Origin of the sequence: Streptomyces sp. NPDC020489, assembly GCF_044386545.1 — a bacterium.
In the GTDB taxonomy this organism is placed as follows: domain Bacteria; phylum Actinomycetota; class Actinomycetes; order Streptomycetales; family Streptomycetaceae; genus Streptomyces.
Genome location: NZ_JBIRUZ010000002.1, coordinates 381400 through 403553, shown reverse-complemented (window position 1 = coordinate 403553; position 22154 = coordinate 381400). Strand labels below are relative to the sequence as shown.

Below are 22154 nucleotides of genomic sequence, written 5' to 3'. Positions count from 1 at the left end.
CCGCTCACCGCGTGCGGCGAAGCCCGTGCCTGGCTCCCTGCCCATCCGGTGCGGCCGGACATCCGTCCGGTCGGCCCGGCGTACCGGGCGGGAGATGATGGGGGCGACATGACGGAACGCGAGGTCAGGAGCTTCCATGGCGAAGCCGGTTCACCGGCCCCGTGAGGACGCGGAGTTCGACTTCATCCTCGGGATGAGCGCGGTCCCGGTCCTCGCGTACTTCACCGGGACATGGCCCAAGGCGATCGAGCCCTGCCGGGTGATGGACCTCGTCGTGGGTGACCTCGCCGATCACTACGCGGGCCGCCTGACGACCGTCCGCACCGACATCACGCGGTGTCCGGCCGCAACCACGCGATACGGGGTCACCGGAGCCCCCTCCTACGTCCTTCTGAAGGACGGAGAGGCGGTGGCGCACGGCACAGGGCCCATGACCACCGCCGAGCTACGGACGTTCCTGGACGGCCACCTCTGAGTGGCCGCTGCGGCTCGCGTTCTTTGCCACCGCTCACGTCGGCCACTTCCTGGTCCGCCTCCCGCGCCGGCAGACGAAGCACGCGGTCTGTGGACCTGCCGCGCACCTATCTGGACCCCGTTCTAGTCGGGCACGCACATGACGTGGTGCGCCGGTACGACGGGCTCACCAGGTGCCGGATCGAGTCCGCGGACCCGCACAGCGACGATGTCGGTGGCGATGAGGGAAGGGCCCGGCAGCTTCGTCAGTCGCCACCTGAAGGGCTCCGGGACGTCCTTGGCGGGCAGTTCGACCGTACTGAGGCTCACCCAGCGGTCGTAGTTGGTCGGGTACACGCGGACCGATGCTCCGCACTCGGGGCAGATGGGCGGCTCGATCCATGACGTGTCGTCGGGGTCAGGCTCAGGTCTTGGTGCGGCTGTGGCGCCGTCGGCTTCGGCCATCTCGTTCGCGAGGATGTTCCAGCACCGCTCACAGAGTCTCGCCATGAGGTCGATCCGCCCTCGATCGCGCACTGTCGGGTTTGTCTCCCCGCAGCGATCGCATAACAACTCTTGATCCCTTAATGCCCCCATGTGTTCGAGTGTGAGTGAATCTGGCCGGATCGCAGTAGGTGGCGATTCGGCCTCGTTTGGTGACTTCTCGCCGGTGAGGTCGAAATGGAGCCCTGTCGATCGAGTTGCGCGGCTGTGTCGCACTCACGACGACCGTGATCACCTGTCAGACCCGCTTATCGGTGTTGTCACCCGGGAGGCTGAATTGCACGTCGGGTGTGGGCAGATGGCGCATGAGGGCGGGCGGGTGAGGAGATGCAACGGGGGCGGGGTTGTGGCTGACAGCAAGGAGAGCGCAGGTGACAGCCGTTGCGTTCAGTGCCGATTTCTCCTCGGAACGACAATGGGTCGCGGGCCGCTCCTGGGCCTATCCGGACGGAGGGCCCACGAATCCGGGCGACAACAAACTCGATCACCTCACGGTCGACCCCGCCTATTCCCGGACGGGGACGTTCAGGGCCCGGCGCAGGGCGGACGGCTTGTGGGACGCGGGGTTGCTGACTACGGAGGAGAGTTCCGAGGGGTTCATGGTGGCCACCGGGGACCACCTGGACGCCACCGTACGGCTCCCTACCCGGCTGGGTGCCTGGCCCGCCATCTGGACCTGGCGGGACGGCGGCAACGAGGTCGACGTCTTCGAGTACCACCCTGACAACCCTGACCTTCTGGAACTGACCAACCACGTACGGCAGAGCCAGAGTTACGTCCGCCACGACGCGGTGCGTCCGGGCGCCGTCCTGGACGTGGGCGTGACCTTCGGCCGACGCAGCGTGGTGTGGACCCTCGACGGCGAGCGGATTTTCGCCGACGGACGCGGCGTGGGATCCGACTGGCAGGCCTACCTCATCGTCAACCTGTCGGTGTGCGCGGGCCGTTACCACCCCGCCCCCGAACCCGAGACCACCGAGATGTCCTTCGAGGTGCGCCGTCTCGTGGTCACCCGGCCGTTCGGGGGTGTCTCGGACGACCCGGCGGAGGGGGACTGACCCGTGGGCGCCTCGTCGCGGGAGACCTGTCGAGATCGTCAGCCGCGCGCGCCCGGTGCAGCGGGCTGCGCGCACCGGTCGGGCAGCCTAGCCAACGTCAACCGCGCTTTGCCTGCGGCAGGGCCTTTGCGAGGTCAGCGCTCGAAGACCGCCGTCGCCACGGGCACGGCCAGCAGCAGGCTGAGTCCGATCAGGGGGAGGCGGTCCAGCCACAGGATGGCGGCGAATTCGCGCAGGGTCGCGGCCAGCCAGTAGGCGGGGGAGGTCGGCGCACCCACGACGTGCACGGGCACGCCGACGCGGCGGGCCAGCAGGCTCGTGCGGTAGACGTGGAAGCCGCTGGTGACGACCGTGGCACGCTGGTCGGGTGTGGTGCCGTCCACCAGGGCCGCGCTGAAGCGGAGGTTCTGCCCGGTGTTGACGGAACGGTCTTCCCGCACGATCCGGTCGGCGGGCACCCCGCGTCCGCGCAGATAGTCGGCCATCGCGTCCGCCTCGGAGCGGACCTCGTCGCTGCCTTGACCGCCCGACACGACGAACACCACTTGCGACGTGTCCGGTGCGTGGGCGGCGTCGATCGCGAGGGCGCGCTCCAGCCTGCGTGTCAGCAACGGGCCGGGCCGGTCGCCGTTGAGCCCGGCGCCCAGGACGACGACGTGGGTGGTTTCCGGCAGGGGGGTGCTACGGCCCCGGACGAACACGTAACCGGCGAAGACGAGGAAGAGCAGGGAGAGATATCCCGCCGCCGCGTTCACCGCGATCACGAGGGCACCTAGCGCCTCGCCGCCCACCGCGTGGAAGACCACGTCGAGGCCGAGCACCGCCAGCACCGCGCAGCCGGCGGCCCCGGCCGCCAACAGGGCTGCCTGCGGTCCGTAGCGCCGGACCAGGAGGACGCCGTCGGCCAGCAGCAGCAGGCCCAGCGCGAGCCCCAGGAGCAGGGCGGTGACGGCAAGGACGGTGGCGACGGTCGGGTGGGCGGCCGCGCTGCGAACGGCCACGCCGAGTCCGCCAGAGGTCACCGCGAGGCAGAACAGGACGGCGGTGGAGAACCGGTGCGGTGCCAGCAGGGCGTTGACGCCGCCGCCGACGGCGAACACGGCCGCGGCGAGGTACTCCGGGTACTCCAGCATGTGCCGCACCGCTCCGCTCTTCCGCCCGCCTCTCGTCGTCCGCACTTCCCGGACCCGGTACGGACAGCTGCCGGCCATCCTCCCAGACCTGCTGTGGTCCGCCGAACGCGGGCGACTTCATGGCCTGGTCTCTGTGGAAGGTCACCCGGCAGTGTCGCTGCGGCGCTGCCGAAACCACACGGTTACGTATCCCGCGAGGGCGAAAGCGAACAAGACCGACATAGCCATACGCAGGACGAGCCATGGCTGTCCGTCGGGATCCCACAGTGCCTCTGCCAGATTGAGAAGCAGTGTGAGGCACAGTGTGACCAAGAGGGCAGCCTTCGCCCATGCGGGCTTCTGTCGTGTGGTTTCCATCAGTGGTCTCTCACTCCGTGACCCGCGCAGCGGCCGTTCTTATGGAGGGTACGACTGGGTGGTTCCGTCGGCGGTGTGCGGTCCGGGGCCCGTGCCGCTTGTGTCATCGGACTGACCGCTACCCCGGTGGCCCGACGGTATTCGAGCGGCGTGTGCGTGTGGGTCAAGTGGCCGGCGGTGCCGTGCAGGCGTTCGCGCAGGCCATCGACCGAGGGTCGGGCTGCGGTGACGGGGAGGGGCGGGTCGGTCGGGTGTGGTGTTCCGCGGCGTAGAGGCGGACCAGGTGGTGCACGACGTACTCCTGTGGGCCGTCCTCGGCCAGCAGGTGCTCCCGGGCGAGGGCGGCCAGCGCGCGCTCCGCCTGCGCCGGGGTGCAGCGAGCGTGCGCGGCGAAGTGCTCCGCGCGGAAGGAGGGGGTGGGGACAGAGGCCAGGTAGGGGAAGAGGCGCTGCGCGTCGCCGGGCAGGTGCGCGAAGGATGAGTCGAGCAGGGCGCGGACCGAGAGGGTGTCGGACGAGTCGGTGCGCAGTACGTTCAGCGGTGAACACGTGTCGAGTTGCCGGGACGCGGTGGCCAGGGAGGCTTCTGGGCGCAGTTGCAGTCGGGCGGCGAGTACCTGAAGGGCGAACGGCAGCCCTCCGCACGCCTCCGTCAGCCGGGCGGCGGCCTCCGGCTCCGCCCGAGTACGGGACGGGCCGAGGAGCAGCTTGAGCAGTTCGGTGGACTCCGGGCCGGTGAGGGCGGGCACCGTCAGCCGTTGGGCGTGGTGGTGGACCACGAGACGGTCCAGGCGTCGGCGGCTGGTGATCAAGGTGGCGCATCCGCGTCCGGCCGGCAGCAGGGGTTCCACCTGTTCCGCGTCGGCGGCGTCGTCGAGCAGGAGGAGCAGGCGCCGCTCCGCCACGACCGACCGCCACAGCGCGGACAGTTCGTCCCAGTCGCCCGGGTGTGGGGTGACGGAGATGCCGAGCTGCCGCAGACAGCGGGCGAGCGCGGTCGCGGGGTCGAGCGGGGGCTGCGAGCCGCTGCCGTGCAGGTCGACGTACAACTCGCCGTCCGGGAACTCCGCTCGGGAACGGTGCGACCAGTGCAGGGCGAGTGCGGACTTGCCGACGCCCGCCAGTCCTTCCAGGATCAGGGTCCGTCTCTGGCTGGATCTGTTCGTCAATACGGCGTCCAGAACGCGCAGTTCTGGGGAACGGCCGGTGAACGTGGGGCAGGCCGGGGGCAGCTGGGCCGGGCGGGCGACCGCCGGAATCCCCGAAGCGGCTTCGGTGAGGGGGGTCGGGGGTTCCGGAGCGGGGCTCGCCAAGGGAGTTGAGCGGAGCAGTTCCTGGTACAACTCCTGCGTGGCCGGGCTGGGGTCGAGTCCGAGTTCGTCGGCGAGGAGCCGGCGGGTGTGGTTGTAGCGGGCGACGGCTTCGGCGCCGCGGCCGCACCGGTGCAGGGCCGTCATCAGGTGGCGCAGTGAGGCCTCGTCGTAGGGGCGTTCGGTGGCAATGGCCTCCAGCTCCGGCAGGAGCGTGACGTGCCGACCGGCCCGTAGCTCGGACGCGTGGCATTCCGTCAGTGCGGCGGTCCGTTCGCGGGTGAGGGTCTCGCGCACCGCTTCCACCCAGGGGCCCGTGAGGCCGAGCAGGGGCTCGCCCTGCCACAGACCCAGCGCGGCGCGGTAGCGCTCGGCGGCGAGCGCCGGTTCGGACGTGGCGATCGCGCGGGCGGAGGCGACGAGCCCGCGGAAGCGGTGCAGGTCGACATGGGAGGGGGAGACCTGGGCCATGTAGCCGCCCGCGGAGTGGACGATGGCCGGCCCCTCGGGCTCGGCTGAAATACGGGGCAGTAATCGGCGGATCCGTGCGACATAGCTGTAGAGGACCGCGCGGCCCGTGGCGGGGGGTGTGTCGTGCCAGACCCGGTCGAGGAGGGCGTCGACCGGGATGACGCGGTTGGCGTCGATGAGGAGGGCGGCCAGTACGCACTGCTGTTTCGCGGGGCCGAGTCTGATGTGACGAACCCCCTGGCGTGCGGTTATGGCTCCTAGCAGGCGAAAGTTGAAGTCAGCGGACACAGCCGTTCCTTCGTCAGTTGTGGGGGACTGCATCACCGCGCTCATCAGAACACGTGACCGAGTCGTCACGGTAGGAGGCACTGGCCTCTACAGGGCGTGCAGGGCATGTGATCAGCCATTGCAGATTTCTGTCAGGTTCGTTCCAGACCGGTCGGACATGATGTGGCACACCCACTGCAAACCAGTGCTGCCTGACACGGGCCACCGCCCGAAGGGATGGGGGATACCTATGGGAACCGATGCGAACGAAGCCAGTGCCGCACTGGCCGGTCTCAGCGCGGCCGAGCGCATCATCGTCGAGGGCGTCGCCGACTACTACTGGCGCAACGACGGCATGCCGCACGAACGCGGCCATGTCATCGGCTGGCTCATGATCAGCGACCCGGTGGAGCAGACCACCGCGGAACTCATCGCCCGGCTCGGCACCACGCGTGCGGCCATCGACCGTGTCGCCGACCAGCTCGTCCCGGCCCGCGTGGTCCTGCGCAGGGACATCCCGGGCACCGACGAGTACGCCCTGCACATGAACGACGAGTCCTGGCCCAACGCCGTTCTCAACGTCTTCGCGAACATCCCGGAGTTCGACCGCATCCTGCGCGACGCGCAGGAGATCCTCAAGGACGAGGACCCCGAGCGCCGGCAGCGGCTCGACCGCACCCAGCATCTGTTCGGCTTCATCGCCCGAGAGATCCCCCAAGTCGTGACGACCTACGCGGAGCGCGAGAAGGCCGCCGCCCAGGGCGGGTGATCGCGGCCACCGACGCCCGGAACCGGGCGGTCCAGCAGCCGGCCTCGCCCGAACCGGACATCGTGCTGCACCTCGCCCGGCCCGTACCGGGCGAGGGGGACGCCGTCCGCCAGGACCGCCTGCGGGTGCTCGCCCCCCAGGAGCGGCAACGCGCCGAAGGGTTCCTGCGGTCCGCCGACCGGGACGAGTTCGTCCGCGCCCACTGGCTGCTGCGGCACGCGTTGTCCGAGGGGACGTCGGTGCCGCCCGGGGACTGGGACTTCACCCAGGACCGGTACGGCAAGCCTCGTATCGCCGAACACTTCGGCGACAGCCGGGAGTTCAGCCTCTCGCACTCGGCGGGTGTCGCTCTCGTCGCGATCTCCACGGGCAGGCCGGTCGGGGTGGACATCGAACGGCTCGCGGACGACGACCGCTCCCTGCTGCGCAGTTGCCTGACACCTGCCGAGTGGACAACGCTGTCAGCGCTGCCGGGCCCGGACCGGTATCCCGCCTTCGTACAGCTGTGGACGCTGAAGGAAGCCCTCGCCAAGGCCATGGGCATCGGACTGCGTCTGCCGTTCGGGGACGTGGACTTCACCTGGCGGGACGGGCGCCCCGTGCTGCGCCCGACGGCCTCCGTACGCGAGCCGCATCTGTGGACGTGCCACCGCCTTGACGCCCCCGTGGGGCTGCGCGCCGCGCTCTGCGTACGCGGGCCGCGCCCCCGCGGCCGCACCTATCCGAGGAGTACGCGCGAGATGACCACCCTGGACGGGTTCGCACCCACGGGCGTACGGCAGGCCGACGGCGAGGCGCTCGGCAGCGCCGCGTTCCGCCGTCGTCACGGTGTACGCCTCGCCTATGTCAGCGGTTCGATGTACAAGGGGATCGCCTCCGCCGCGCTGGTCGCGAGAATGGGCCGGTCGGGGCTGCTGGGCTACTTCGGCACCGGTGGGCTGCGCCCCGAGCAGATCGACGAGGCCATCACCCGCATTCGCGCCGAGGTCGGAGCGGACGGCCCGTTCGGCATGAACCTGCTGGCCCACCCGGACCATCCGCGCCGGGAGGAGCAGGCGGTCGACCTCTTTCTCGCCCGCGGCGTCCGGCGGGTGGAGGCCGCCGCTTTCCTCCAGCCCAGCGCGGCCCTGGTCCGCTACCGCCTCACGGGCGTGCGGCGGCGCGACGACGGCTCCGTGGCCGCGCCGAACAGTGTGCTCGGCAAGGTCTCGCGCCCCGAGTCCGCCCGGGCCTTCCTCGGACCTGCCCCGGCCCACCTGGTGGCCGCTCTCCTGGACAGTGGTGCGCTGCGTGCGGAGGAGGCCGCGCTGGCGCCGTACCTACCGATGGCGGACGACCTGTGCGTGGAGGCGGATTCCGGGGGGCACACCGACCAGCGGCAGTTGATCACCGTGCTCCCGGAGATCGTCCGGCTGCGCGACACGGCCGCGGGCGTCGGGCATTCCGTGTGCGTCGGCGCGGCGGGCGGCCTCGGCACTCCCGAGGCGATCGCGGCGGCCTTTCTGCTGGGCGCCGACTTCGTGCTGACGGGCAGCATCAACCAGTGCACCCCGGAGGCCGGCACCGCCGACGACGTCAAGGACCTGCTCCAGTCGGCCGGGGTCCAGGACACCATGATGGTCCCGGCAGGCGACATGCTGGAGATCGGTGCCCGCGCCCAGGTGCTCGGCAAGGGGCTCTTCTTCCCCGCCCGCGCCAACAAGCTCTACGACCTCTACCGGCGCTACGACTCCCTGGACGCCATCGACGCGCCCACCCGCCGCCAGCTGCAAGAACGTATCTTCCGGCGGCGCTTCGAGGAGATCTGGCAGGAGACCGCCGCCTACTACGCCACGCGTGACCCGGCGGAACTCGCGCGCGCGGACGCCGACCCCAAGCACCGTATGGCGCTCGTCTTCAAGTGGTACTTCGTGCAGTCCACCCGGCTCGCCATGTCCGGCAGCAGCGACCGGCGGGTCGACTACCAGGTGGCCTGCGGTCCGGCCATGGGCGCCCTCAACGGCTATCTCGCCGGCACCGAGCTGGAGAACTGGCGCGCCCGCCATCCCGACATCCTCGCCGACCTGCTGATGACGGAGGCCGCCCGCCTGCTGCGGGCCCGGCTGGCGGCACTGGTCCGCGCCTGAAGAAACCGGCCCCGCCGTCCGTCCGGCCCCGCGCGCCCCACCCGCGCCTACCTCTTCTCGGAGGGACCCCTCATGACCCTTGTCCACCTCTTCCCCGGCCAGGGCGCCCACCGGCAGGGCATGGGACGCGAGCTGTTCCCTCGCTACCCCCACCTGGTGAGGCGCGCGGACGCGCTGCTCGGCTACTCGATCGAGGAACTCTGCCTGGAGGCGCCGGCGGACAAACTGGCCGACACCCGCTACACCCAGTGTTCGCTCTACGTCGTGGGCGCGCTGGGCTACCTGGACCTGGTGCGGGAGAGCGGCGAGGTGCCCGATCTCGTGGCCGGGCACAGCCTGGGCGAGTTCGTCGCCCTGTTCGCGGCCGGTGCCTACGACTTCCTGACCGGCCTGGAGGTGGTGCGGCACCGCGCCGAAGCCATGGCCAAGGTAGGGCCGGGTGCGATGGCGGCCGTGATCGGACTGTCCGAGGAGCAGGTGCGTGACGTGCTCGCCGCGCACCCCGAGGTCGACATCGCCAATCTCAACGCCCCCACCCAGATCGTCGTCTCGGGCGCCGAGGGCGCGGTCCGGGATGCGAGCCGCGCTCTGCGCACCCATGCCGAAGCCGTGATCCCGCTCAGGGTCAGCGGGGCGTTCCATTCCCGTCACATGGCAGCGGCCGCCGAGGAGTTCGGGCGGGTCCTGAGCGGGTACCGCCTCGCCCCCCTGCGCATTCCGGTCGTCGCCAACACCACCGCCCGGCCGCACACCGACGACCAGCTGACGAGCGAGCTGAAACGGCAGCTCACCTCGCCGGTGCGGTGGACCGAGTCGGTGCGCTACCTGCTGTCGCTGCCGGCGCCGCAGCTGCGCGAGGTGGGCCCCGGCCAGGTGCTCACCGGGCTGGTCGAGAAGATCCGTGACGCGGCGCCGGTCGGCGCGGAGAGGTGACCGAGGTGTCGTCGAGCGAGTTCCGCATCACCGAAGAGGACATCCGGCGCTTCGCCGCCGCGAGCGGTGACGCCAACCCCCTGCACACGGACGCCGAGTACGCCGCCCGCACCTCCTTCGGCCGCCCCATCGCGCACGGCGCGCTGGTGACCCTGCACGCCCTCGCGGCCCTGCCCGCCCGGCGCACCCCCCGTCGCCTGACCGGGATCGCCGCCCGGTTCCACGCGCCCGCCTACCCGGGCCAGTCCTACCGGCGCACGCTCGAACGCACCGAGGACGGCTTTCGCGTACGGGTCATGGACGGCAGCAGACTGCTGCTCGACCTCACCGTCACCGCGACGGCCGGCCGCACCACGGCGGACGCTCCGGCGGACGTCCCCGGCCCCCGCCGGGCGACCGCCGCGACCGTGACCGCCGACCGGGCCCGACCCGGTCGGCGGTACCGTGCCGGCTGCCCGGCGGCCGCCAACCTGTGGCGGGAACTGCTGAGTGACATCGGCGCCCACGCCGCCGGAATCTCCGTCCGCCAGGCCCTGCCGCTGGGCTGGGCCAGCTACCTGGCGGGCATGGAACTCCCCGGCCGGGACGCGCTGGTGTCCGGCCTCACCGTCCACTACGACGCCGCGGACGGCCGGGGCAGCAGGGACAGCGGAGACAGCCGGGACAGCCGGGACGGCGGGGATGGTCGGGACGCCGAGGACGGCCGGGGCAGCAAGGACAGCGGAGACAGCCGGGACGGTGGGGAGTGGGAGGTCGCCTCGGCCGACGCCCGCTACGGACTGATCGACCTGGCCGGCACGCTGCCCGGACTCGGCCGTGTGGAAGTGCGCGCCCTTGCGCGGCGTACGGCCCCGCGGTCCGACGTGGGCCGGCTGCGCGAACTGATCCCGGCAGGCGAACCCGGCGCCGCCCGCACGGCACTGGTGGTCGGCGGCAGCCGGGGTCTCGGCGCCAGCCTCACGCAGGCCCTCGCCCTGGCCGGATACACCGTCTACCTGGGACACCGGCGCAGCGCCGACGACGCCGCCCAGGTCCGTGCCGACCTCGGCGACGCGGCCGACCGCGTGCACCTGCTGCCCGGCGACGCCGCCGATCCCGCCTGGGCCGAGACCGCCCGCGACCGTATCCTCGGCGCCCACGGGCACCTGGACGTACTGATCCTCAACGCCTTCCCGCCGGTCACCTCCCTCGCCCTGGAACCAGAGACCGACGAGCGCGCCGCCGACTACCTGCGCGACGCCCTGCAACTGGCCAGGGCGCCCCTCGCGGCGCTCCTGCCCGCGCTCGCCACGCACGCCGGGCACCTGGTCGCCGTGTCCACCGCCTGGGTGGACTCACCGCCACCCGGCTGGTCGCACTACGTGAGCGCCAAGCTGGCCCTGGAGGGCCTGGTACGGGCCGCCGCGGCCGAACACCCCGAGCTGGCCTGCACGGTCCTGCGCCCGGGGCGGATGCCCACCGCCTTCTCCGACTCCGTCCTCGACGCCGAGCCCGCCCTGACCACCGAGCAGGTCGCCGCGACGGTGATCGCCCGGCTCGGCACCGCGTCCGAACGGGGACAGGTCGCCGTCGTCGACCACTTCGACACCCCCGGTACCGAGGAGGCGCCCCAGGAGAGCACCGGGCGCCTGGTCGTCGCCGCCACCTTCACGACCGACCCGCTGCACGAGGACCTGCGCTCCTGGACAACGCGCCTGGACCTCGGCCTGGAGCCCGTGTTCGCCGACTACGGCCAGGTCTTCCAGCAACTCCTCGACCCGGCCGGCGACATGGGCCGCAACCGGGCCGGCTGCAACCTGATCCTGCTGCGCGTCGAGGACTGGCTCGGCGACGACGCCGCGCGGACCGTCGACGAGTTCGCCCGCGCCGCGGCCGGACTGTGCGCGCGGTCCGCCGTACCGCTGCTGGTCCTGCTGTGCCCCGACGCCCCGGAGGCGGACGCCGCGGCGACGGCGCCGCTGCGCACCCGGCTCGCCGAGGCCCTCGCGCCGGTCGCGGGAGCGCATCTACTCGACGCCGACGAGTGGCGTGGCGGCGGCCCCGCCCTCGCCGCACTGCACGACCCCGGACGGCTGCGCATGGCACACATCCCCTACACCGCCGCCGGATACGCCGCCCTCGCCACCGCCGCCGCCCGTGTCACCCGTGCCGCGCTCGTCCCCGCCGCCAAGGTGCTGGTGCTGGACTGCGACAACACGCTGTGGCGCGGTGTGCTGGCCGAGGACGGCCCGCACGGCGTCACGGTCGAGCCCGGACACCGCCGACTGCACGAGTGGGCCCTGGAGTTGCGTGCCCGCGGAGTGCTGCTCTGCCTGGCCAGCAAGAACGAGGCGCGCGACGTCGCCGAGGTGCTGCGGCTGCGCGAGGACATGCCCCTGGGCGAGGAGCACCTGACGGCGCGCCGCGTCGACTGGGAACCCAAGTCCGCCAACCTCGTGAGCCTCGCCCGAGAACTCGACCTCGGCCTCGACTCGTTCGTGATGATCGACGACAACCCCGTCGAGATCGCCGCCCTGCGCGCCGCCTGCCCGCAGGTGCTCGCCCTCACCTGCCCGGCCGACCCCGCCGCCCTGCCCGCGTTCCTGGACCGCGTCTGGGCCTTCGACCGGCTCCAGGTCACCGCCGAGGACCGCGGTCGCGCCACGTTCTACGAGATGGCGGGCCGACGCCGGGAGCTACGCGCGTCCTCCGCCACGCTCGCCGACTTCATCCGCGACCTGGACCTGCGCATCGAGGTCCGTGAGGCGGCGGGCGACGCGCTCACGAGGGTCGCCCAACTCACCCAGCGCACCAACCAGTTCACCATCGCGCCGATCCGGCGACAGGTGTCCGAACTGCGCGCCCTGCTCGCGGACGACTCCTCGCTGCGCTGCCGCACCGTACGGGTCTCCGACCGGTTCGGCGACTACGGCGTGGTCGGCGCGGCCCTGCTGCGCACCGCAGGCGAGGCGGCCGTCCTGGAGACGTTCCTGATGAGCTGCCGGGTGCTGGGCAAGGGCGTCGAGCACGCCTTCCTGGCCCACCTGGCCGAGGAGGTCCGCGACGCGTGCGCGGTCCTGCGCGTCGTGCACCGGCCGTCCGAACGCAACGCGCCCGCACGGCGGTTCCTGGACTCGGTGGCCGGTGACCCGGTACGCGAGGAGACCGACGGAGCGGTGGTGTACGAGCTGCCCATCGAGGCGGCCGCCGCCGTGACGTTCAGGCCCGATTCCTTGGCGGAGGAGCCCCAGGAGCAGCAACAGGCCACCCCCGTACGGCAGTCGGCGCGCCCCGGGCACTCCGCGCTCGTGGAGATCGCCGAACAGGCGGCGGGCCCGGCCTCGGACGCACCGGTCGCTGCCGCCGACGCACCTGCCCCGACCGGCTCGACCGAGCCGTCCGGCGCGGGCGGACGCGGCACGGCGCTCGCCCGGATCGTGGAGGTGCTCTCCCGCACCCTCGGCGTGCCGGCCGCGACCCTGGACGCCGAGACCACGGTCGAGCGACTACGGCCCTCCTCCCTGGCCGTCGTGGACGCCACGGTCGCGCTGGAGCGGTGGTACGGCGAACTGCCGGCCACGCTGCTGTACGAGCACCGCACTCTCGGCGCGCTCGCCGACACCCTGGCCGCCCGGCGACACCCCGACCCCGCGGACACCGGCGAGCACCAGGCGCCCGTTCCCGGCCCCGCCGCGGGTGCACACCCCACTTCCGTCCCCGACCTCATGGGCTCCGGCGCGCACCCGACTCCCGTCCCTACGGCCGCCGGTGAACACCCCACTCCCGCCCCCGACCTCGCGGACGCCGACGAACACCCCACTCCTGCCCCCGCCTTCGACACCGATGCGCGGTACCCCACGCCCGTCGCGGCGCACCCGGCGCACCCGGCGCCACCGCCCGACGCCCAGGACCCCATCGCGGTCATCGGTTTGGCCGGGCGCTACCCCGGTGCCCGTGACATCGACGAGCTGTGGCACAACCTCCTCGCCGGGCGGGACTGTGTCGGCGAGGTCCCGGCCGAGCGCTGGGACCACACCGCCCTGCACGACCCGGACGGCGGCCCCGGCCGTACCTACTCGCGCTGGGCGGCGCTCATCGACGGTGTCGACGAGTTCGACTCCCTCTTCTTCGGCATCTCACCCGCCGAGGCCGAACTGATGGACCCCCGCCAGCGGTTGTTCCTGGAGACCGCCCATCAGGCCCTCCAGCACGCGGGTTACACACCTGCCGGCATCGGCCGCGACACCGGTGTGTACGTGGGCGCGATGGCCAACGACTACGGCCTGTTCAGCGCCCTGGGCGCGCTCACGGGTGACAGCCCCTACCCGTGGGCGGAGGGCTACCAGATCGCCAACCGGGTCAGCTACCTCTTCGACTTCACCGGCCCGAGCCTGACCGTGGACACCGCCTGCTCCGCCTCCGGCACCGCCTTGGAACTGGCCTGCGGCGCGGTACGGCGCGGTGAGGTCGGCGCGGCCGTCGCCGGCGGGGTCAACCTGGTGCTGCACCCGGCGCGGCACGTGCAGTACGCGCAGATGGGCATGCTCTCGCGCACCGGCCGGTGCCATGCCTTCGGCGCCGGGGCGGACGGCTTCGTACTCGGCGAGGGGGTCGGGGCCGTGGTGCTCAAGCGGCTCGACCGGGCGCTGGCCGACGGCGATCACGTGCACGGCGTGATCCGCGCGGCCGTCGCGGGCTCCGACGGGCGGACCAACGGTTTCACCGTGCCCAGCCCCACCGCCCAGGCCGAGTTGGTGCGCCGCGCGCACCGCGCCGCGGGTGTCGAGCCGGGTTCCATCGGTTACGTGGAGGCGCACGGCTCCGGCACCGCGCTCGGTGATCCCATCGAAGTACGCGCCCTGACCGAGGCGTTCGGCGCACCGGCGGCGCCCGACGCCTGGTGCGGCATCGGCAGCATCAAGAGCAACATCGGCCATCTGGAGTCCGCCGCGGCCGTGGCCGGACTCACCAAGGTGCTGCTCCAGTTGCGCCACCGCACCCTGGCACCGACGCTGCACGCGGACCCGGTCAACCCGCGCCTCGACCTCGCCCGCACCCCGTTCCTCCTCCAGAGCGCCGCCGAGCCGTGGCAGGGCCGCGGCGGTCCGCTCCGGGCCGGACTCAGCTCGTTCGGCGCCGGAGGCGTCAACGTCCACCTGGTGGTGGAGGAGGCGCCGACCTCGCGTACGGTCGGCACGGATCACACGTCCGGACCCAGCCTCGTCGTGCTCTCCGGCCGGGACGAGGCGGACGTACGGGACTACGCGGGCCGACTGCGGGCCGCTCTTCTGGACGCCCCGGACCACCGGCTCGCCGACATCGCCTTCACTCTCCAGGTCGGCCGGCCCGCGCAGGACGCACGGATCGCCTTCCCCGCCGCGGACCGCACACAGTTCCATGCCGCCCTCGAACTCGTCGCCGCCGGGCGCCCCGAGGACGTGCCCGGCCTGGTGAGCGGGCGGCTCGGTGGACAGCAGGGACTCGGAGACCTGTTCGGGCCCGGCCAACAGGGCGCGGCCTTCCTGCGGGAACGGATGCGTGCCGGGGACCTGACCCAGGCTGCCCGGCTCTGGGTCCATGGCGCGGAGCTGCCCTGGGCCGACCTCGCCGAGCCTGGTCGCCGCCGAGTACCGCTGCCCCCGACGCGCTTCGCTCCCGTACGGCACTGGTTGCCGGACCGCCTCACGGCGTCACTGCTGCCGGGCGGGGTGAACGGCAGCGACGAGGACCGGCCCGCGGGGGAGAGGGACGGTGGGCCCCGGTCCGCGGGGGAGAGGGACGGCGAGTCCCGGTACGAGACGGTGCTCTACCGCTCCGCGTGGGTTCTCGCCGGTGCCGCGCCCGTGCCGGTCGTCGACGCCGGGCTGCTGGTGGTGACGGTCGGCGCAGAGGTGCCGGAATCCGCTCCGGACGGGTTGCCGGCCGGTGTACGGGTGGTGCGCGCGGCGGACGCGGACGTCGTGGAGGGGCTCCTGGACCCCGGCGCGGACCGGATCGTCGTGGTGGATGTGCGGCAGTTCAGCGGACCGCCGCTGTCACTGGAGGCGGCGGCCGAGCTGCCGCTCGCCCTCGCCCGCTGGTCGGGGCGGACTGGACGACCGGTCGACTACGCCGTGGTGTGCGGGCCGGGTGAGCCGGCCGTGGTCGCACTGGACGCGCTGGGCCGGTCCCTGGCTCTGGAAGGGGTGAGGTTGCGGCTGGGCCGGGTCGAGGTCGCCGACGGCGTACTCCCTTCGCTGTCCCGCCTGTTGGCCGAGGCGCTGGGCGCGGACCGCGAGGTCCGGCTGGACGGGGAGCGACGCTGGACACCGCGGCCCGAGCCGGTGCGACCGGTGGCCGGGCAGCCGTCGCGCCAGGGCACCGGGGGCAGGGGCGCCGTCGTGATCACCGGTGGGGCCGGAGGGCTGGGGCGGCTCATCGCCCGGCATCTGGTCGAGCGGCACCGCGTCGATGCCCTCGTCCTGCTCGGCCGTTCACCCGCTTCCACCGACACCGAGCGGCTCCTGGCCGACCTCACACGGCAGGGGGCACGCGCCCAGTACGCGCGCGCCGACATCACCGACGAGGACTCCCTGCGCGCCGCCCTCGACCGTGCCCGTGAACTGGGCGGTGGTCTGCGCGGCATCGTCCACGCGGCGGGAGTCCTGGAGGATGCCCCCCTGGCCGCCAAGACAGCCCTGTCCGTGCGCCGGGTCCTGGCGCCGAAGACGGACGGCACCCTGCTCCTGGACCGCCTCACCAGCTCCGACGACCTGGACTTCCTGCTGCTGACGTCGTCCTTCGTCGGCTGGACCGGCAACGCCGGGCAGTGCGACTACGCGGCGGCCAACCGTTTCCTCGACGCCTTCGCCGAACAGCGCGAGCAGCTGCGCCGGCGCGTCCTGCGGCACGGGCGCACCGTCTCCGCCGCCTGGCCGCTCTGGCGGGAGGGAGGCATGCACATGCCGCCGGACGTCATCGAGCTCACCGCGGCCACCACAGGTCTTCGGCCCCTCACCACCGAACAGGCGCTGCGCGCCCTGGACGAGCTGCTCACGGTCGAGTCCGGTGCGTATCTGGTCGGCCATGGCGACCAAGCCCGCATCAGCGCCGCGCTCGGCGGCGAGGTGGACGCGCGGGCCGCGGGGGAGCGGGCGACCGGTGAAGCCGTCCACGAGCGGGTCGCCGCCGAGGTGTGCGCCCTGCTCAAGCTGCCCGCCCAAGTGCTCCGCCCCGACGACCGGTTCGGGGACGTCGGCATGGATTCGGTGCAGACGGTCCGGCTGGTCAACCGGCTCAACGAGGTGTACGGGCTGGCCCTGACACCGGTGGCGGTCTACGAGCACCCCACGGTCGGGGAGTTGAGCCGGCACCTGACACAGGCGCACGGAGTCGTCGAGACGGCGGCCCCTGCTGCCGTCGGTACGCCAGAGCCCCCCGTTGTCACCGGCGCGGAGCCGATCGCCGAGACGGTGCCCCCAGCGGCGGCGTCCCACGCCCCCAGCCGTACGCCGGAACCGCCCGCTGACACCGGCGCGGAGCCCATCGCCGTCATCGGCATGGCCGGACGCTTCCCCGGGGCCGAGGACGTGGACGCGTTCTGGACGAACCTCCTCGCCGGACGGGACTGCGTCACCTCCGGCGCCGCGGACACGCCCGGTGAGCGGGTCGGCGGCCCGGTGCGGGCCTGGGCGGACGGGACCGGACCGCAGGGTGGGTTCCTCGCCGACGTGGACGCCTTCGACGCGGAGTTCTTCGGGATCTCGCCGCGCGAGGCCGCCCTGATGGACCCCCAGCAACGGCTGTTCCTCCAGGCGAGCTGGCATGCCATCGAGGACTCCGGCCGCGATCCGCGGACGCTGGCCGGTTCCCGCACGGGGGTGTATGCCGGGGCGACCCTCAGCGACTACACCGAGCTGCTCGCCCGCAGCGGCGACACCGCGCATCCCCACCTCGCCACCGGCAACGTGCACAGCGTCATCGCCAACCGGGTCTCCCACCAACTCGATCTGCGGGGCCCGAGCGAGGCGGTCGACACCGCCTGCTCCAGCTCGCTGGTGGCCTTGCAGCACGCTGTCACCGCGCTCCGCTCGGGCGACTGCGACCTGGCTCTGGCCGGGGGCGTCAACGTCCTGCTCTCGCCCACGTACTTCGCGTCGCTGACCGGAGCCGGGATGCTCTCCCCGACCGGACGCTGCCACACGTTCGACCGGGCCGCCGACGGCTACGTCCGGGGCGAGGGCGTGGCGGCGGTGCTCCTCAAACCGCTGGCCCGGGCCCTGGCTGACGGTGACCCCGTGCACGCCGTCCTGCGCGGGATCGCCGTCGGGCACGGCGGCCGGGCGCACTCGTTGACCGCGCCGCGCCCGTCCGCCCAGGCGGACGTGGTCACCGCCGCGCTGCGGGACGCCGGGGTGCCCGGGCATTCGCTCGCGTACGTCGAGACGCACGGCACCGGCACCGCGCTGGGCGACCCGATCGAGATCGAGGGGCTGCGGATGGCCCTCGGCGGTACGGGCTCGGAGCCCGCCGGCTGCGTGCTGGGCGCGGTCAAGGCCGCCATCGGGCACCTGGAGTCGGCATCCGGCATGGCCGGGCTGATCGCCGTGGTGCAGGCCATGCGCCATCGCACACTGCCCGGCACGCCCCTGCTGAAGGAGGTCAACCCGCACATCGACCTGTCGGACGGCACCCTGCGGCTCGCCACCGCTCCGGAACCCTGGGAGCGGCGCGGCACACAGCCCCGGCGGGCGGGCGTCAGCTCCTTCGGCTTCGGCGGCACCAACGCCCACGCCGTCGTGGAGGAGGCGCCGCCGGTCGTCGCCGCCACGCCTTCCGCCGATCAGGGCCCGCAGATCGTCACGCTGTCGGCCACGGACGACGAACGGCTGCGTGCCTACGCGGCCCGCCTGTACGACTTCCTCGCCGACAACGGCACCCCGCTGGCAGACCTCGCCCACACCTCCCGCACCGGGCGCACCGAACTGCCCAGGCGGCTGGCGCTGGCCTGCCGCGACACAGCCGAACTGCGCGTGCTTCTCGCCGACTTCCTCGCGGGACGCGAGTCCGCCGCGCGGACGTCACTCCCGGGCCCCCTGGAAGAGGCGGTGCGCGAGTGGACGGCGGGCGGCAGCGTGGACTGGTCGGCGCTGTTCCCGCAGGGCGGCCGGCGTGTCCGCTTCCCGCTGTATCCGTTCACCACCAGTCGACGCTACGGCCCTCCAGGCGCCGCGGACACCGGCGGGGCGAGGTCCGACCACACTCGCGACACGCCCCGGCGCGCCGATCGGCCCGACGCCGGTGACGCGGCGGCCGCACTCCCGCACCGGAGCACCAGCCGTCCCGAGCGGGACGACGTCCAACTCTCGGGAAGCGCTGACCCGTTGAGCGCGCCGACCGCGGTCCGGTACGAGCCCGCCTTGTTGAGCCGTTCCTGGGAAGCCGTACAGCCGGTACCCGCCGCGCCCACCGGATCGCGTCCGGTGTGTGTCCTGTTGCTCGGCCGTGGCACCACGCTGCCGGTGACCGCCGCCCTGCCCGGTGCCGACTCGGTCGAGTGGATCGTCGTACGGGAGCGCTCCGCGCTGCCCCGGCTGGGTCGTGACGAGCATGAACTCGATCCGGACGACGGCGTGGCGGGCCGGTCCCTGGGCGAGCGGCTGCGCTCGGCGCACCCACGCCTCGACGTGGTGGCGGACCTGACCGATCTGACCGCCCCGGCCGTACCGAGTGCCCTGACCGGCCAACTCGGGCGCGTGGGGCTGCTGCAAGCCCTCGTGGCGTCGGCCGAGGGCCGTCCGCTGCGGCTGCTGCACCTCACCTCCGCCACGGGCGGCTCGCCCTGGGGTGCCGCTCGCATGGCCACCCTGGTCCGCTCGCTGGGGGCCGAGTACTCCCACGTGTCCGCCACCACGCTCACCTGCGACACGCCCGCGGATCACGGTGAGGCCCTGCTCGCCCTGGTGACGACCGAACTGGCCCTGGCCGCAGGCGAGTCCGAGATCCGGTTGAGCGGGGGCCGGCGGCTTGTGCCGCGGCTGATCCGGGTCCAGCGGGCAGAGCCGGCGCCGGTGCGGGTCGAACCGCTGCGGAGCTATCTGATCACCGGGGGCACCGGTGGGCTCGGCATGGCCGCGGCCCGGCGGCTGGCCGAACGCGGTGCGCGGCGACTGGCCCTGCTCGGCCTGCGCCCGCTGCCCCCGCGCCCCGCCTGGACGGCGGACAGCTCCGACCCGCGCGTCGCCGGACTCCTTGAGCTGGAGCGCATGGGCGTACAACTCCTGGTGCATTCCGGCGAGTTGACGGACGCGGTCGGTCTGCGGGCCTTCCTCGGCCGGGTCCGGGAGGAACTCGGGCCGCTGGGCGGGGTGTTGCACTGCGCCGGGTCCGTCGACCGCGTCACGCCCGCCTTCGTCCACAAGGACCTGGACTCCGTACGGGCCACCTGGCGGCCCAAGGGGGAGGGGACGCTGACGCTTTTGACCGAGCTGCGCGAGGACGCACCGGAGTGGATCGTCCTGTACTCCTCGCTGTCGGCCGCCCTGCCGGAACTGGCCGTGGGAATCGCCGACTACGCCGCCGGCAACGCGGTGCTGGACGCCGTGGCCGAGCAGCACTCCGGCTCCCCCCGGATCCTCTCCGTGGCCTGGGGCAGCTGGGCCGGCGCCGGCATGGGCGAGGTGCGCAGCCCTCGGTACGCGGAGCACGGCTTCGCCCCGCACAGCGTCGAACAGGGCCTTGATCTCCTGGAGGCCGCCCTGGCATCGGGCCGCTCCCACTGCGTGGCAGCCGCCGTCGACCCGGCCGTATGGCCCGAATCCGATCCCGCCCCCGGACCCGAGGAAGCATTCATGCCCGAGCCGGACACCGACGGCGCCGCACAGCCGGCCGTCGCCGAGGCCCTCGCCCGACTGCTGGCCCGTGCCCTGCTGATGCCCGTCGAACGGATCGGCCCCGACACGCACTTCACCCGGCTCGGCGTCGACTCCATCCTGGTGGCTGCCATCGTGGCCCAGCTGGAGGAGCTCGTCGGGGAGTCGCTGTCACCTTCGCTGGTGCTGGAGTACCCGACCTGCGCCGAGCTCGCCGCGCATCTGTGCGACGAACATCCCACGGGCACGGCCCGCTGGATGCGCGAGGAGTCGGGGGCCGGGCAGACGCGGGTGACCGTGAACCCGCGGAAGGACGCCGCCGAGGTGCCCGCGGCTGCCGCACCCGCCCGCGAGACACGTTCCGACCTGGTCGCCGTCATCGGCGCCGCGGGCCGCTACCCCGGTGCGCCCGATCTGGAGAGCTTCTGGCAGCTGCTGCGGGACGGCCGCAGTGGCATCACGGAGGTGCCCGCCTCCCGCTGGGACCACCGCCGGCTGTGGTCCCCCCAGCACACGCCCGGGCGCACCGTCAGCAAGTGGGGCGGTTTCCTGGACGGGATCGAGGAGTTCGACCCGGAGTTCTTCGAGATCGACCCGGCCGACGCCAGCCATGTGGACCCGCTGGTGCGGCTGTCGCTGGAGACGGTCGAGCAGACGTTGCGCGACGCCGGCTACTCCCGCGCGGACGTGGCCGGGCGGCGGATCTCGTTCTTCATGGGATCCGGCACCAGCACCTACGGCAGCCGGGTGGCCGTTCCGCACCGCAACACCGTCACCGGCCTGAACCAGAACTTCATCGCCGCCCACGCCGCCCACGTGTACGACCTGCGGGGCCCGCACGTCACCGTGGACAGCGCCTGCTCCTCGTCGCTGACCGCGCTCCAGCTCGCCCTGCGCGCACTGGCCGCCGGTGACTGCGAGGCGGCGCTGGTCGGCGGCGGTGATCTTCTGCTGGACGAGACACCGTTCCTCAAGCTCAGCGCATCCGGCGCGCTGTCCCCGGACGGCGCCTGCCACGTCTTCGACGCCGCCGCCAATGGCATCGTGCTGGGCGAGGGAGTCGGGGCGGTGCTGCTCAAACCGCTGGACCGGGCGCTCGCCGACGGCGACCGCGTGCACGCCGTGATCGAGGCCTGTCTGCTCAACAACGACGGCCGCACCATGGGGCTGACCACGCCCAACCCCCAGGCCCAGGAGGAGCTGGTCGCCGAGACGCTGGCCGCGGCCGGAGTCGGCGCGCAGACGGTGACGTACGTCGAGGCGCACGGAACCGGCACCATGATCGGCGACCCGATGGAACTGCAGGCGCTCACCCGTGCCTTCCGTCGTACGACGGACGCGGTCGGCCACTGCGCGGTCGGCAGCGTGAAGTCCAACATGGGCCATCTGCTGATGGCCGCCGGGATGGCCGGGCTGCACAAGGTCATGCTCTCGCTCGTCCACGGCACCATCCCACCCACCCTGCACTGCGAGCGGCCCAATCCCCGCTTCGCCTTCGACACCTCGCCGTTCCGGCCGGCACTCACCGCCGAGCCCTGGACACCGGACTGCGGTGTGCGACGGGCGGGGCTGAGCGCCTTCGGGTTCGGCGGCACCAACGCCCATGTGCTGCTGCGCGAACTGCTCCCCGAGGAGCGGGAGCGCTACCACCCCCGCCGCACACCGCTGCCGCCCGCCCCGTACCGCCGGACCCGGCACTGGCTCGACCGGCCGGAGACCCGTCCGGCGGCGCGGACGCTGCTCGCGCTGGAACCGGACCCCAGCCTGCCCACGCCGTCCGTCCCGCCGGTGCCGTCCGTTCCGTCACGGGCCGCGCCGGACACGGCGGCCCGAACCCCGGTCCCGGCCGACGTCCCCGCGTACGCCGGCCCGCCCGAACCCCGCCCCCGGCCCTCCGGTGCGGTCCGCCGACCCATGCTCGAACTCCACGAGGAGCTGACCTGAC

At 73.0% G+C, this 22154-nt stretch carries 9 protein-coding genes; 6 read left to right on the top strand and 3 right to left on the bottom strand.

The genetic code is table 11. The features are described 5' to 3' along the window. The first annotated feature begins 136 nt into the window (after nucleotides 1-136). Nucleotides 137-475: a thioredoxin domain-containing protein gene (locus ACH41F_RS05530; RefSeq protein WP_391232257.1), complete on the top strand. Its 339-nt coding sequence runs from the start codon at nucleotides 137-139 to the stop codon at nucleotides 473-475. Nucleotides 476-597: 122 nt separating this feature from the next. Here the strand turns inward: ACH41F_RS05530 and ACH41F_RS05525 are convergent, their stop codons facing one another. After that, complete coding sequence (locus tag ACH41F_RS05525; RefSeq protein ID WP_398833193.1) at nucleotides 598-963, bottom strand: DUF6083 domain-containing protein; 366 nt, start codon at nucleotides 961-963, stop codon at nucleotides 598-600. Between the two features lie 365 nt (nucleotides 964-1328). Here ACH41F_RS05525 and ACH41F_RS05520 point away from each other — a divergent pair, with 365 nt between their 5' ends. Then, the gene (locus tag ACH41F_RS05520; protein WP_398833191.1) at nucleotides 1329-2015 is read left to right on the top strand and encodes a beta-glucanase; all 687 of its coding nucleotides are present in this window, start codon (nucleotides 1329-1331) and stop codon (nucleotides 2013-2015) included. 134 nt (nucleotides 2016-2149) lie between these two features. On the opposite strand, the gene ACH41F_RS05515 is transcribed toward ACH41F_RS05520, so the two are convergent. Both ACH41F_RS05515 and ACH41F_RS05510 read right to left on the bottom strand, forming a co-directional pair. Continuing rightward, nucleotides 2150-3148 carry a YdcF family protein gene (locus tag ACH41F_RS05515; protein WP_398833188.1) on the bottom strand — a complete coding sequence of 333 codons (999 nt, stop codon included), beginning with the start codon at nucleotides 3146-3148 and terminating at the stop codon, nucleotides 2150-2152. Nucleotides 3149-3668: 520 nt separating this feature from the next. After that, nucleotides 3669-5573, bottom strand: a complete 1905-nt coding sequence (locus ACH41F_RS05510; protein ID WP_398833186.1) for a BTAD domain-containing putative transcriptional regulator — start codon at nucleotides 5571-5573, stop codon at nucleotides 3669-3671. A gap of 229 nt (nucleotides 5574-5802) precedes the next feature. Here ACH41F_RS05510 and ACH41F_RS05505 point away from each other — a divergent pair, with 229 nt between their 5' ends. The 4 genes from ACH41F_RS05505 to ACH41F_RS05490 all read left to right on the top strand — a co-directional run bounded on the left by ACH41F_RS05505 (nucleotide 5803) and on the right by ACH41F_RS05490 (nucleotide 22153). Further along, nucleotides 5803-6321 (top strand): hypothetical protein, encoded by a 519-nt coding sequence (locus ACH41F_RS05505; protein WP_391232263.1) that lies wholly within the window; start codon nucleotides 5803-5805, stop codon nucleotides 6319-6321. Then, on the top strand, nucleotides 6318-8447 hold the full coding sequence (locus ACH41F_RS05500) for a PfaD family polyunsaturated fatty acid/polyketide biosynthesis protein (RefSeq protein ID WP_391232264.1): 2130 nt from the start codon (nucleotides 6318-6320) through the stop codon (nucleotides 8445-8447). Before ACH41F_RS05505 ends, ACH41F_RS05500 begins: the two co-directional genes overlap by 4 nt. Before the next feature lie 72 nt (nucleotides 8448-8519). Continuing rightward, nucleotides 8520-9380: an ACP S-malonyltransferase gene (gene fabD, locus ACH41F_RS05495; protein ID WP_398833183.1), complete on the top strand. Its 861-nt coding sequence runs from the start codon at nucleotides 8520-8522 to the stop codon at nucleotides 9378-9380. A 5-nt stretch (nucleotides 9381-9385) separates the two neighbouring features. Continuing rightward, complete coding sequence (locus ACH41F_RS05490; RefSeq protein ID WP_398833180.1) at nucleotides 9386-22153, top strand: SDR family NAD(P)-dependent oxidoreductase; 12768 nt, start codon at nucleotides 9386-9388, stop codon at nucleotides 22151-22153. Nucleotide 22154 lies beyond the last annotated feature (1 nt).